The organism is Yersinia aleksiciae, assembly GCF_001047675.1.
GTDB lineage: Bacteria > Pseudomonadota > Gammaproteobacteria > Enterobacterales > Enterobacteriaceae > Yersinia > Yersinia aleksiciae.
Map to the genome: position 1 here is coordinate 1,850,643 of NZ_CP011975.1, position 13,792 is coordinate 1,864,434.

The following is a 13,792-nucleotide window of genomic DNA, read 5'->3' on the forward strand; positions in this document are numbered from 1 at the left end:
CGATGAATATTGCGGATTCAGAAGACTACACTAACCATAGTCGATGATGGGGGAGAGTCCATTATTTGGGCAGCTCAATGCGGTGGCGCGGAGGGAGGCAACACAGGGAAAATCAGATAATAGTGCTCAGAGAGTATTAGCCACAAAACAGCATAGGTAGCGCCTGCAATCGGTCAAATGAGGTTGGACGGGAGAGGTAATAACCTTGCGCCGCTGCCGCGTCAGAGCGTTGCACCATGGCCCACTCCTGCGAGGTTTCAACACCTTCCACAATCACGCCTTTGCTGTAGCGGTCCATTAAGGTGACTAGCGTGAAGAACAGTTGGTTTCCGACATCACTCTCTTGCAATAGGATAAACAGATCTCTGGCAACTTTGATGTATTCATAGCGCCAGCTAATGAATGAAGTGAAATTCGCTAGCCCGCTGCCAAAATCATCCAGCCACAGTCGGTCTGCTTCGGCAATGCGTGCAAAGGGGGTATCAAGGGAGGTATCAACGTGTTCGAGCAACTCAAAACGAATGTAGGGCATGCCGTCGATGAGCACCTTGGCCTGCCGGTCATCCTGCATCGCCATCAGCGCCTGACCATCAATATTGATCGAAACCAGCACCGAGTGATGAACAAATATCGCGTGCCACTGCTTAATCATGTTCAGCTGCTCCAGCACCACATCCAGACGATCGCGGATACTAATGGAACTGAAGTAATCTTCGGGGTTCAGACGGGTATCCGGTGAGGAAGGGTGAAAAACAGCCGTGAGCAACTCAATCGCCAGCAACGCCCCGGATGTGCGATAGATAGGTTGAAAAGTGTACCGACGCTGACATTGCCGCCAGAAGCTCTGTCCTTTATTTCGATCAATGGCGGCAAAGGATGGCGCAAGTAAACCTGATACTTTATTAGTCATCATCAGTTTAGTCGCCATGTTTCAGGACATCAGACCGTAATGGTGGAGTGTATTGCCGCCAGTCCGATGACATCCTGTGGTAAAGGTGATTCCTTCTGGAGATGTTATCGACTCGTGTGACCATAACTTTATATTGCGGCATGACAGATTCTTATTTCCCGGTAGATTACGGTCCCAGACAGGATGAGCTGGCGCGACACATTTAAGCCATCTATATTACTTAACTCAATAATGCCATTACTCTTAATGGAGATGAATATGCCTTATGTAAATATTAAAATTACTCGCGAAGGGGCGACGGCGGAACAGAAAAAACAGCTGATCGCGGGCGTTACGCAACTGTTAGTCGATACCTTGGGCAAAAACCCGGCGACCACCGTGGTGGTAATCGATGAAGTGGAGACCGATAACTGGGGTATTGGTGGTCAGAGTGTCACTGACCTACGAAAATCGTCATAATTGGGCTCGGAACAGCGGGAAACTTGTCAGTTTCCCAACCTATATCATAAAAAATTTAAAACGTCGTTTTAATACTATTGACTCTGACTAAGCCAGCAGTGAGACTAGCCTAAATCACTCCCATCACTGACACACATTCAGGAATAGGCCAGCTTTCCATGACCAGCAAAAATATTGCCGTTATCGGCGAATGCATGATTGAATTATCACAAAAAGGTTCCGACCTTAGCCGGGGCTTTGGCGGTGATACGCTGAATACAGCAGTGTATGTTGCCCGTCAGGTTTCTGAGCAGGCCCTGAATGTGCATTATGTGACCGCATTAGGTACTGACAACTTCAGCGAAGAGATGCTGACCGCTTGGCAGCAGGAGCAGATCCACACTGACCTTATTCAGCGTATGGATAATAAGTTACCGGGGCTCTATTTCATCGAAACCGACAGTACGGGTGAGCGCACATTCTATTATTGGCGCAATGATGCCGCTGCCCGTTTCTGGCTGACCAGCCCGGCGGCGGATGAAATCTGCCAACGTTTGGAAAAATTTGATTATCTGTATCTCAGTGGTATCAGTCTGGCGATTCTGGACAGCGTTTCCCGTCAGCGGTTACTGAAATTGCTACGCGCCTGCCGTGCTAACGGTGGCAAAGTTATCTTTGATAACAACTACCGGCCACGTCTGTGGCAGAGCAAGGAAGAGACGCAGGAAGCCTACCGCGACATGCTGGCTTGTACTGATATCGCCTTCCTGACACTGGATGATGAAGATATGTTGTGGGGCGAGAAGCCATTGGAGCAGGTGATTGATCGCACTCAAGCATTAGGTGTGAGCGAGATTATCATCAAGCGTGGCGCGGACTCCTGCATCGTCTGGGTCAAAGAGGGCTTTGAAGCTCAGCGATACGATGTTCCGGCAGTCAAACTGCCAAAAGAGAAAGTGGTAGATACCACGGCAGCCGGGGACTCTTTCAGTGCCGGTTATCTGGCTGTTCGCCTGACCGGTGGCAGCGCCCATGACGCCGCAGTGCGTGGCCATTTAACCGCCAGCACTGTGATTCAGTATCGTGGTGCCATCATCCCACTGGCGGCCATGCCGGCGGTCTGATTGACTCAGCATTAAGTTCGAAGGGGTTAACGCACCTCGGGCCACTCCGGCGGTTTACACCGCTACGCCTCCAACGGCACGCGTCCCCTTCGTTCAGCAATAGCCATTAGTCAGCCCGGAGCATACCGCATCCGGGCGATTTAATGACCGAGCTGTTGTTGGTGCAGTCTAGTACGTGAGGATGACGAGCACTGCCCAATCCTAAGATGGCAAAGCGCAGTGGCCGACCAGAAAATATCCCTACTGTGCCGTCGTAGGTGTTGGCGGTGCAGTTTCCGCTGCACTCACTACCGGCACTGCATCCTCAGGCACCACGGTATGTGGCGTCATAATCGCGTTATAAGCGTCCTGCAACACCTTCACATTCACTTCCGGCTCGCCTTTCGGTTGCGTCAGAATCAGCGTGGTATCTTGCGACAACTGCTGCTTCAATTCCTGATTCAGCTCTGCCAGCGTCAAGCCAGACAAGAATGCCTGCCGAAGCTTTTGATACTGCTCTGGCGCGATATCAACCACACCACTCTGCTGTGAACGCAGGCGTTGGCTCATCAGAATGTCGGTATCGGTGCGGGCATAGGTGGCAAACAACTTGCTGAGCTGATCATTTTTCTGCGCCATCAATGCATCAAATTCCGCCTGACTCAGACCATTAGTGCGTAATGCAGCTAGCTCGCGAGCCACAAAACTCATCCCTGGGGTCAGATTCTCTGTCGGCGTATTCAAGTGAATCGCACATTGGGCACGCTGATACTGTACCCGACAATCAAAGCCCAGCTTCAGGTTCTTCTGATCACTTTTATTCAGTACTTGTTGGATATGCCAGAACAGCGCTTCACGGGCTAAATCACTGCGCCAGTAACGGCTTAATGCGATGGAGTCCTGAATCGGGTGCCATGGAGTGTCCCACATCAGTGATAACGTATCTTGCGTGGCCTGTTCACCCATCAAGCTCACCGGTTCTGGCGGTAATGGCGCTAACATCGCTACAGGCGCGGGTGTCGTGCGCTTCCCTTTCAGCTCGGAGAAGGTTTTGCTGATTTGGGCGGAGATACTGCGGCTATCCACATTCCCCACCACGTACAACGTCATGGCATCCGGAGTGTACCACTGCTGATAAAACTGCTTTAGCTTCTCGACATCAACGGGTTGCGCCACGGGCTGGCCCGGATCATGCCCAATCAACGAAGAGCCTTTCAGCCGATAACGCCACCAAGGCTCCTGAATGTTTTGCGGGAAAGTGGCTATCGGATCAGTCGCGCTATTCAGTGCCGCATTAACGGTTTGTTCATTTATTGCCAGTTTGCCACTGGTATCAGATAACCAGGCCAGCGCTTCCTTCATCAGGTCAGGGCGGTTATTGGGCAGACTGAGGCTGTATAAAGTGAAATCATAAGATGTAATCGCCGGTGGCAACGGGCGCTCGTTATCGACCCCTTGCTGCCACAGCGATTGAAGTTGGGCGGGCGTAAAGCTCACGCTGCTCATTAATGCCAGACGTGGCAACAGATGGGCAAAACCAATTTGCTGTGCGCTTTCTGCTAATGAGCCAGTATTGACGACCAGACGTAACTCGATCCGGTCGCTTGGGCGCTGTGGCGTTGCCAACAGCTGCCATGAAAACCCGTTTTCTAACTTCCCCTGCTGCCAGGCAGGATCGGGTTGTAGTGCTTCAGCCTGCACATTACTGCTGGCGGCAGCCAACAATAATCCACCCACGATGAGACGAATTCTGGTGCCCTGCATGTGAACCCCTACTTAATAATCTATCCAATTTTAACCCTTCTTACTCGAAGCCACAGTGCTGTTAGCTGCCTTCCCTGACATGGGTCAGTGCATCGCTGACTGCCTACCTGCAACACCAATTACCTTGGGTATAAACAATACAATTTTACGTAAGTCACTTGTGTTTCACGTGAACGGCCAATGCTGAGCATGTCAGCGACCAACGCCATATATCGCAGCCATAAAGACATGCATAAACCCGCTAGCGTTCAAAGACAGGCCGCAATACCCGCATTTTTGGGCTAAAAATCAACGGCCATCGCCACCGTGAAAACTGGAGGTGGGAGTGTACCATTCTGTTAGACCGCGTGCTTTTGCGGATGTCACTCATCAGAGTAAAAAATAGTATCTAAAGGGTAATTAATACAAGAAAACGGGGATCGGGGACTTATTTTGCGGGAAGTACCGCCAGTAGCAGCGAGCCACTGGCGGTTTTTATGTGAATTGTCTGAATCTTTATGACTCACCGATCAAGAAGAAGAAATGCTGCCCTTTATCTCACTATTCGGTGGTGTTTTATTGGATAACACCGCTTGTAATTGATCGTTATCCAGCTGGTTGCACCATTTGGCAACCACGATGGTTGCAACACCATTACCCACCAAGTTAGTCAGCGCACGAGCTTCAGACATAAAGCGGTCGATACCCAAGATCAGCGCCAAACCAGCCAGTGGCAGATGCCCAACCGCAGAAATGGTGGCAGCCAACACGATAAAGCCACTGCCTGTCACCCCTGCCGCCCCTTTCGAGGAGAGCAGCAACACCACTAATAATGTTACCTGATGAATCACATCCATATGGGTGTTGGTGGCTTGCGCAATAAATACCGCCGCCATGGTCAGGTAAATAGAGGTGCCATCAAGGTTAAATGAGTAGCCGGTCGGGATAACCAAACCCACCACGGACTTCTTACAGCCCGCTTTCTCCATCTTGTCCAGCATGCGCGGCAACACGGATTCAGAGGATGAAGTCCCCAACACGATCAGCAACTCTTCTTTGATATAGCGGATAAACTTGAAAATATTGAAGCCGTTGAATCTGGCAATCGAGCCAAGCACGACCACCACAAACAGGATACAAGTGGCGTAGAAGCAGATGATCAACTGACCCAGTTGCACCAAGCTACCGACACCGTATTTGCCGATAGTGAAGGCCATGGCACCGAAAGCCCCGATTGGCGCTAAGCGCATGATCATATTGATGATACCGAAGATAACACGGGAGAAACTCTCGATAACATTGAAGATGATCTGGCCTTTCTCACCCAAACGGTGCAAGGCAAAGCCGAATAACACCGCAAACAGCAACACTTGCAGAATATTGCCGCTGGCAAAAGCCCCCACCACACTGCCGGGAATGATATCAAGCAAGAACGGCACAATCCCTTGCTGCGAGGCTTGCTCGGCATAGAGTGCAACCGCTTTGGCATCCAGTGTCGCCGGGTCGATATTCATACCCGCACCGGGTTGCACCACGTTCACAATCACCAGACCAATCAGTAGTGCGATGGTGCTGACAATCTCAAAATAGAGCAAAGCTATTGCACCGGTACGGCCAACGGCCTTCATACTTTCCATACCCGCGATACCCGTTACGACGGTACAGAAAATCACGGGTGCGATAATCATTTTAATTAGTTTAACAAATCCATCACCCAGAGGTTTCATCTGAGCGCCAAGGTCAGGGTAGAAATGACCTAACAAGACGCCTAATGTAATCGCCGTTAACACCTGAAAATAAAGACTTTTAAATATTGACGCTTTCATAACTATGTCCTTTTGGAGAAATACACGGCAGCCTGTCGCTTTGTTCTCAGTAATGATTGAGTGACACTTCTTTTTTATCCGTGCTTGCGCGGAAAATAACACCCTCATAACAATATGAAAATTATTAGTTGCACTGGATTGCACCCTTCGTTCGAAATTAAGAACTGAAACGCTTCAAGCGGACGCAACAATAGAAATACACAGAGTTCAACCAGACAATTAACCAGAAATGATTAATCATGGTGATGGATAAAAAGCAGCAGTTAACAGGGTGTGCGGTCAAAGAACTGAGGGTTTTATGGCGCGATGTCTGCAATCAATAGCAGGAGTGGGATGTATTTTTTGGGGGAATATCAAGAAACTGAAAATCGTGCCGCACAACGCCTCAAGGGAGGAGTACGGCATGATAACTCAGCTATTACTGTTTATGATCAACGACCTAGGGTGATCCCATACTGTTCGCGATAACGATGCACCGCCGCCAGATGATCGGCCATTTCCGGCTTCTCTTCCAGATAACTGACCACGTCACTCAAGGTAACAATAGAGATCACTTTGCAATGATAATCACGTTCAACTTCTTGAATCGCTGAGATTTCACCAAGGCCACGCTCCTGACGATCCAATGAAATCATCACGCCAGCCAGCGTCGCGCCTTGCGCATTAATGATTTCCATTGATTCACGAATTGCAGTACCTGCGGTTATCACATCATCAACCAGCATGACTCGGCCCTGTAACGGGCTACCCACCAGACTGCCACCTTCGCCGTGGTTTTTCGCTTCTTTGCGGTTAAAGCAGTAAGGCACATCGCGCTCATGATGTTCTGCCAACGCGACAGCGGTAGTGGTCGCAATCGGAATACCTTTATAGGCAGGCCCGAATAATAGATCGAACTCCACGCCACAATCCATTAATGCAGCGGCGTAGAAACGCCCGAGTTTTGCCAGATCAAGCCCGGTATTAAACAACCCTGCATTAAAGAAATAGGGGCTGATTCGCCCAGACTTCAGGGTAAATTCGCCGAACTTCAACACCTGCTTGTTAAGCGCAAACTCAATAAACTCGCGCTGATAGGCTTTCATGGGGACCTCTCCTCTCCAGATTGTGACCGCTTTCGTTAATCACTTGGGTTATTTATTAGGTGCCTCAAATTGCAGGCAAAAAAAAGGCGACTACCGAGTCGCCTAAATCAATTACTGCGCTAACGCCGCCTTCTGCGCCTGGAAGATCGTCTCTATCCCCCCTCGGGCCAATGCCAGCAACGCCAATAACTCTTCATGACTGAACGGCTCACCTTCTGCAGTACCCTGCACCTCAATCATCCGGCCGTCTTCCATCATCACGACATTCATATCAGTTTCTGCCGCAGAGTCCTCTACATACTCCAGATCACAAAGGGCTTCGCCCTTCACGATCCCCACAGAAACCGCAGCAACCAGCCCTTTCATTGGGTTAGCTTTTAATTTACCGCTGGCTACCAATTTATTCAGCGCATCAGCCAGAGCCACACAAGCCCCGCTGATTGAAGCAGTACGGGTGCCGCCATCAGCCTGCAAAACGTCGCAGTCTAAAGTAATGGTGAACTCACCCAACTTCTTCAAATCCACTGCTGCACGTAAAGAACGGGCGATCAGGCGCTGAATTTCCAAGGTACGGCCACCTTGCTTACCTTTCGCGGCTTCGCGGGCATTACGGCTATGGGTGGAGCGTGGCAACATGCCGTATTCAGCGGTAATCCAGCCTTGGCCTTGGCCTTTTAGAAAGCGCGGAACACCCTCTTCCACCGTGGCGGTGCACAATACTTTGGTATCGCCAAACTCAACCAACACTGAACCTTCAGCGTGTTTCGTGTAATTACGGGTCAGGGTTAATGGGCGGACTTGTTGTGCTGCTCGGTCTGCTGGACGCATGGGCTTTCTCCGGCTTTAAATCGATATTGGTCGCGCATTATACGGCCTTAGTGATGTAATGCCTATCCTGCCTGCGCCTGCGAGGCTATAATCCCTGCATCTTTTCTTTATTAAAACGGGTACGCACAATGATCCGCAGCATGACCGCCTACGCCCGGCGTGACATTAAGGGTGAATGGGGCAGCGCAGCTTGGGAGCTGCGTTCCGTTAACCAACGCTACTTAGAAACTTATATTCGCTTACCAGAACAGTTCCGCAGCCTGGAACCGGTCATCCGCGAACGTATCCGCAGCCGCCTGACTCGCGGCAAAATTGAGTGCAGCCTGCGCTTTGAACTGGACGCCACCGCGCAAAGTTCGCTGATTCTGAACGAAAAACTGGCAAAACAGCTGGTTGAAGCAGCAAACTGGGTCAAAATGCAAAGTGATGAAGGCGAGGTCAACCCGCTGGATGTTTTGCGCTGGCCGGGCGTGATGTCAGCAGAAGAGCAGGATCTGGATGCCATCAGCACTGAACTGATGCAAGCACTGGATATCGCCCTTGATGACTTTATCGTTTCTCGCGAGACCGAAGGTGCGGCATTAAAAACACTGATCGAACAGCGCCTTGACGGCGTGAGTGCGGAAGTGGTCAAAGTCCGTGCGCACATGCCCAACATTTTGCAGTGGCAACGTGAGCGGCTGCTAAACAAACTAGAAGAAGCGCAGGTCCAGCTGGAAAATACCCGTCTGGAACAAGAGTTAGTGCTGATGGCGCAGCGTGTTGATGTCGCCGAAGAGCTGGATCGCCTCGAAGCGCACGTCAAAGAGACGCACAATATTCTGAAGAAGAAAGAAGCCGTGGGTCGCCGCCTTGATTTTATGATGCAAGAATTCAACCGCGAGTCGAATACGCTAGCATCAAAATCGATCAATGCCGAAGTTACTAACTCAGCCATCGAGCTGAAAGTGCTTATCGAGCAAATGCGCGAACAGATTCAGAATATCGAGTAAGCTTTCACAAGCTATCACCAGAAAGCATAAAACCAGCAAGCCCGCAGATTCGCGGGCTTGCGAACAAATATCAACCGAAACCAGATCCATTCCCTAATCAACCTCAACATCCGGGATTAAAAGCCCCTTACCCTCCCAAAATCCCCTTCACAATCTGCACATCTTGCACCCCTAGCCCGGTTAAATCTGCCAAGGTAATCTGTTGATCATTGTCTCTGAAAAAGGCGTTTTGCGCTAAAACAGTCCCGATTTCGGTCAACGTAAGGTGCGCCAACAACTGCTGCTGAAATGCGGGTGAAATCTCACCAAATTCAGTACATTGCGCCCATGAATCCACCAATATCTTATCGGCCTTCGCCACTAACTCGGGTGCCAGTTCGTGCTTGCCCGCACCATCGGCGCCGACGGCGGTAATATGTGTGCCAGGCTGGATATCGGTAGCGTGCAGAATCGCCTCTCGGCTGGGAGTAGTGGTGACGATGAACTGGCAGTGAGCGGCTAATTCAGCGGCATTCTGCGTGATATTGACCTCAAAACCTTCCTCTTGCGCATATTGACGATACTCTTCTAATGCCGTTTCACTGCGGCCCCAAACCCACAGCTGACGGCATGAAATAACACTTTTCAGATACATCAGATGTAACCGCGCCTGCATACCGGTGCCGACGATGCCAATGGCACCGATATGCTGGGGGGCGCAAAGTTCAGCGACAATACGTCCAGCCAGTGCAGTGCGCAGTGCGGTCAGCCAACCTTCATCGAGCAAAATGGCTTGCGGCTCACCAGTCTGGGCCGAAAATGCCATCATCAACCCCTGATTACTGGCGAGTCCTTGCGCGGGATTATCGTAAAATCCACCGGAAATCTTTACCACGAACTGGTCGTCGCCCTGCAAATAACCACTTTTAATGCAACAATCACCATTGGCTTGCGCAAAGAGTAAATGCTGTACCGGCGGCATTTGTACCTGTTTTTGGCTAAAAGCAATAAAGCCCTGTTTGAGTAGCAACGTGACGGCATCGGCATCGAATCTGTCGAGAATCTGTTGCTTATTAAGGATAATCATTCGCCGACCGCTCCCAGATATTTTTCCAGCACAATGTTCTTCCCGCACAGCACCACTGCCACTTTTTTACCTTGCCATTGTGGTGCCAGCTTCAGGGCTGCGGCGAGCGCCACGCCAGCCGCACCTTCAATCATCCAACGGTCAGTGCGGGCAATCAGGCGCATCGCTTCTTTAATTTCCGGCTCACTGACCAGCACTTTCTGATCGATTAACTGCTGGCAAAGCGCGAAGGTGATTGCCCCCGGCTCAACACCTCCGGCGGTTCCATCCGACAGCGTCTCTTGCTCTGCCACTTCCTGAATCTGCCCGTTTTGCAGGCTGGTATACATGCTAGTGGCATTGGCGGGCCAGCAGCCAATAACCTGCGTTTTATCAGAGAGTTTCTTCAGCACAGTCGCAATGCCAGAAATTAGGCCACCGCCGCCGACGGCAACAAATACCGCATCAAGATCCGGCTGTTGCTCAACCATTTCCATGCCACAAGTGCCTTGTCCGGCAATAATCTGCACATCGTTATAAGGGGAAATATAGGTTTTTCCCTGCTGTTGCGCGGCGATACCCGCGGCTAACTCCGCATTCAAAGCATCCCCCGGTATCAGCTCAATGTCGCCGCCCAGTGCACGAATGGCCTCCAGCTTGATCGCCGCGGCCTGCTCCGGTGCATAAATGGTGGATTTAACCCCCGCCAATTTCCCCGCCAGCGCCATCGCCTGACCATGATTGCCGGTGGAGGCCGTGATAACCCCCTGCTGGCGCTGCTCATCGGTTAATAACCGCAACTTATTACTGGCACCGCGAAATTTAAAAGAACCGGTGTGTTGCAGATGCTCACATTTGAGATAGATTTCGCAACCGCTGTGTTGCGACAGCAGCGGGCTGTACTCCAGCGGTGTCACCCTCACTTGTGGTCGTAAAACCTGATGGGCTTCTTTGATGGCATCAAATAGTGTATTCATGTCGGTCCCTTAAGATTCTTCAGCGGTTTTTTATACTTTTCAGCTGGTTGTAAACAGTGGCTCGGCCGATGCCAAGGATTTTTGCGACGTAACCTGCCGCATTTTTGCCGTTAAATGCCCCTTGCTGATAGAGCGCTTCAATCAGCAGTCGACGGCTGACATTATTGAGGGTCGCCAGTGTAAGTTGCTGCTGTTGTAGCCAATTATGGATATAAGTATTGATGCGTTCTTGCCAATCATCCTGAAACAGGACATCAGGTTGTGGTTGCAGTTGATGGCCGGATAGAAACATATCCAGCGCCGCTTTGGCACTTTCAAACACCGTAATATCCAGATTGATGCACAGTAGCCCGATAGATTGCCCTTGGTCATCCCGCAGCACGGTGCTGATGGATCGCAGTTGACGGCCATCCCAGTTACGCTTTTGGTACGGACCGATCACCTGCGAATGTTGGTCAAATTGCAGATCACTGAGGTTGGAGTCCTCGCCTAATTCCCGCTGTGAATAGTTATTGGCGATATAGACCAGCGACTGGCTGGCTAAGTCGTGAATGGCGACTTCCGCATAAGGAGAAAAAAGCATGGCGATCGCATCGGCAATGGGTTGGTAGCGGCTAAGCATAGGTCACATCATTTAGAATAAAAAATCTATATTAGACTTATTATTCTAGAAATCTAGCTAATTTGAGAAAGGGGTCAGATATTGAAAATTATGTATGAGCAGCTGAAAGTTATCTAAAATCAGTCTAATAAAGGCACTCCACAATGCGAGAAAAAGGTGAGGACTTTCATTATTGATACACTGTTTTTTTATACAGCCTTATTTCATCTGGGTAAAATGAGTGATATTCTTACATATGAAATTCCCTAACTGAGCAATCCTAAGTATGGAAGAGTTGAATTTAATCGCAAATCAGATTGCTGAACAAGCACAACAGAAAGAACAGCAAAGATTACAACAGGATAAAGAACTTGTTCGACGTGTACTAGAAATCTACGATCAAAAAGCTGTTGCTGAAGTTCTGCGGAAAGTCAGTAAGTGTGAATGGACTCGTGAAGCTCTCAATCGCTGGTATAACGGGAAATCCATGCAGAAGCCTCTGACTGAGGCCGAAATTGATATGCTACAAAATATGCTACCTTCACCACCAAAACACCATCCTAATTATCAATTCCGTTTTATTGATCTTTTTGCTGGAATTGGCGGCATCCGAAAAGGATTTGAGGCTATTGGCGGACAGTGTGTCTTTACCAGCGAATGGAACCCTTATGCGGTTCGGACATATAAAGCTAATTGGTATTGTGATCCTGTTGAGCACCAATTTAATTCAGATATACGCGAAATTACACTCAGTGAAAATACGGAAATATCAGATGAAGAAGCCTATAAATATATAAATCAACACATTCCCGATCATGAGGTTTTACTTGCCGGTTTTCCCTGTCAGCCGTTCTCGCTAGCGGGGGTATCAAAGAAAAACTCTTTAGGCCGTGCGCATGGTTTCGAGTGTGAAGCCCAGGGTACATTATTTTTTGATGTCGCCAGAATTATTGCCTCAAAGAAACCCGCTATTTTCGTACTTGAGAATGTTAAGAATCTGAAAAGTCATGATAAGGGTAAAACTTTTCGGGTTATTATGAATACACTCAATGAGTTGGGCTATTCAGTTGCTGATGCTGATGCGGTCGGATCACAAGATCCTAAAATCGTGGATGGAAAGAATTTTCTCCCCCAACATAGGGAACGTATCGTTTTAGTCGGTTTTCGTAAAGATCTCAATATTGATAAAGGTTTTACATTAAAAGACATCCATAAATATTTCCCTGAAAAACGGCCAACATTTGGCGAACTACTTGAGCCAGTTGTTGATGATAAATATATATTGACCCCACACTTGTGGAAGTATTTATATAATTATGCCAAAAAGCATCAGGCAAAAGGGAATGGTTTTGGATTTGGATTAGTTGATCCAAAAAATAGCGAAAGCGTAGCCAGGACATTATCAGCCCGTTACCATAAAGATGGTTCAGAGATTTTGATTGACCGAGGGTGGGATAAAGTTTTAGGAGAAATAGATTTTGACGATAAAAAAAATCAGGTAAAACGCCCCCGTCGCCTTACACCCAAAGAGTGTGCTCGTTTGATGGGATTCGAAACCCTTGGTAAGGAGTCGTTTCGTATTCCTGTATCTGATACACAAGCTTATCGGCAATTTGGCAACTCTGTTATTGTTCCGGTTTTTGCTGCGGTAGCTCAATTATTGGCTCCATTCATAGCAAAAATAGTAAAAATGGAAAAAGAACGAAAAGATAAGGCGGCTTGATAATTATGGCTGATGTTCACTCTTCGGAAACTCGTAGTAAAAATATGAAGGCCATCCGAACCAAGGATACAGCCATAGAGATTAAGTTAGCAAAAACACTTGACCAGTTAGGGCTTTCTTACCGCGTTCAGGCCAGCGAGCTCCCTGGTAAACCCGATTTTGTTATTGATGAGTATCGGGCAATAATATTCGTTCATGGCTGCTTTTGGCATAAACATAATTGCTATTTGTTTAAGACTCCAGCAACACGTACCGATTTTTGGCTTAAAAAAATACAGGGGAATGTAAAAAAAGGTAATGATGTTATAAAACACCTCTCAGGCGTTGGTTGGAAAGTTTTAGTGGTCTGGGAATGTGCATTGCGAGGTAAGCATAAACTTACAGATAATGATATTTCAGCAAGAGTAGAGGAGTGGATTTGTACCAGTGAAAAAAATGCTCAAATTAATACACAAGGAATTAGTCAAATGATAAGTAATTAACCGAATTCTAACTAGAAATAAGTAAGAATTCAGTCTTTT

General features: G+C 48.7%; 13 protein-coding genes. 5 read left to right on the forward strand and 8 right to left on the reverse strand.

Annotated elements, in window-relative coordinates; genetic code table 11:
* Positions 1-136: 136 nt before the first annotated feature.
* Entirely contained in the window at positions 137-928 is a 792-nt protein-coding gene (pdeH, locus tag ACZ76_RS08475) for a cyclic-guanylate-specific phosphodiesterase (protein ID WP_048618457.1), read from the reverse strand.
* Positions 929-1,168: 240 nt separating this feature from the next.
* Between pdeH and ACZ76_RS08480 the strand changes: the two genes are divergently transcribed.
* Complete coding sequence (locus ACZ76_RS08480) at positions 1,169-1,369, forward strand: 2-hydroxymuconate tautomerase family protein (RefSeq protein WP_032897557.1); 201 nt, start codon at positions 1,169-1,171, stop codon at positions 1,367-1,369.
* 158 nt (positions 1,370-1,527) lie between these two features.
* The gene (kdgK, locus tag ACZ76_RS08485; protein WP_048618460.1) at positions 1,528-2,472 is read left to right on the forward strand and encodes a 2-dehydro-3-deoxygluconokinase; all 945 of its coding nucleotides are present in this window, start codon (positions 1,528-1,530) and stop codon (positions 2,470-2,472) included.
* 240 nt (positions 2,473-2,712) lie between these two features.
* Here the strand turns inward: kdgK and ACZ76_RS08490 are convergent, their stop codons facing one another.
* The 4 genes from ACZ76_RS08490 to rph form a co-directional block, all read right to left on the reverse strand.
* Positions 2,713-4,215: a M16 family metallopeptidase gene (locus ACZ76_RS08490; protein WP_048618462.1), complete on the reverse strand. Its 1,503-nt coding sequence runs from the start codon at positions 4,213-4,215 to the stop codon at positions 2,713-2,715.
* A gap of 509 nt (positions 4,216-4,724) precedes the next feature.
* On the reverse strand, positions 4,725-6,020 hold the full coding sequence (locus ACZ76_RS08495) for a dicarboxylate/amino acid:cation symporter (RefSeq protein ID WP_048618463.1): 1,296 nt from the start codon (positions 6,018-6,020) through the stop codon (positions 4,725-4,727).
* Between the two features lie 431 nt (positions 6,021-6,451).
* On the reverse strand, positions 6,452-7,105 hold the full coding sequence (gene pyrE, locus ACZ76_RS08500; RefSeq protein ID WP_048618465.1) for an orotate phosphoribosyltransferase: 654 nt from the start codon (positions 7,103-7,105) through the stop codon (positions 6,452-6,454).
* A 111-nt stretch (positions 7,106-7,216) separates the two neighbouring features.
* A complete protein-coding gene (rph, locus tag ACZ76_RS08505) occupies positions 7,217-7,933 on the reverse strand; it encodes a ribonuclease PH (protein WP_004705100.1) in 717 nt (238 codons plus the stop codon).
* 128 nt (positions 7,934-8,061) lie between these two features.
* Between rph and ACZ76_RS08510 the strand changes: the two genes are divergently transcribed.
* Positions 8,062-8,925, forward strand: coding sequence for a YicC/YloC family endoribonuclease (locus ACZ76_RS08510; RefSeq protein WP_048618466.1), 864 nt, complete (start codon positions 8,062-8,064; stop codon positions 8,923-8,925).
* Positions 8,926-9,052: 127 nt separating this feature from the next.
* Here the strand turns inward: ACZ76_RS08510 and ACZ76_RS08515 are convergent, their stop codons facing one another.
* Genes ACZ76_RS08515 through ACZ76_RS08525 form a run of 3 tightly spaced genes read right to left on the reverse strand, consistent with a single transcriptional unit; the run spans position 9,053 to position 11,569 of the window.
* The gene (locus ACZ76_RS08515; protein WP_048618468.1) at positions 9,053-9,991 is read right to left on the reverse strand and encodes an ornithine cyclodeaminase family protein; all 939 of its coding nucleotides are present in this window, start codon (positions 9,989-9,991) and stop codon (positions 9,053-9,055) included.
* Positions 9,988-10,947 (reverse strand): threonine/serine dehydratase, encoded by a 960-nt coding sequence (locus ACZ76_RS08520; protein WP_048618469.1) that lies wholly within the window; start codon positions 10,945-10,947, stop codon positions 9,988-9,990. The genes ACZ76_RS08515 and ACZ76_RS08520 overlap by 4 nt, the downstream gene beginning before the upstream one ends.
* A 19-nt stretch (positions 10,948-10,966) precedes the next feature.
* Complete coding sequence (locus ACZ76_RS08525) at positions 10,967-11,569, reverse strand: helix-turn-helix transcriptional regulator (protein WP_048618471.1); 603 nt, start codon at positions 11,567-11,569, stop codon at positions 10,967-10,969.
* A gap of 265 nt (positions 11,570-11,834) precedes the next feature.
* On the opposite strand from ACZ76_RS08525, the gene ACZ76_RS08530 reads away from it, so the two are divergent.
* Positions 11,835-13,271 (forward strand): DNA cytosine methyltransferase, encoded by a 1,437-nt coding sequence (locus ACZ76_RS08530; protein WP_048618472.1) that lies wholly within the window; start codon positions 11,835-11,837, stop codon positions 13,269-13,271.
* A gap of 5 nt (positions 13,272-13,276) precedes the next feature.
* Entirely contained in the window at positions 13,277-13,753 is a 477-nt protein-coding gene (locus ACZ76_RS08535) for a very short patch repair endonuclease (RefSeq protein ID WP_048618474.1), read from the forward strand.
* Positions 13,754-13,792 lie beyond the last annotated feature (39 nt).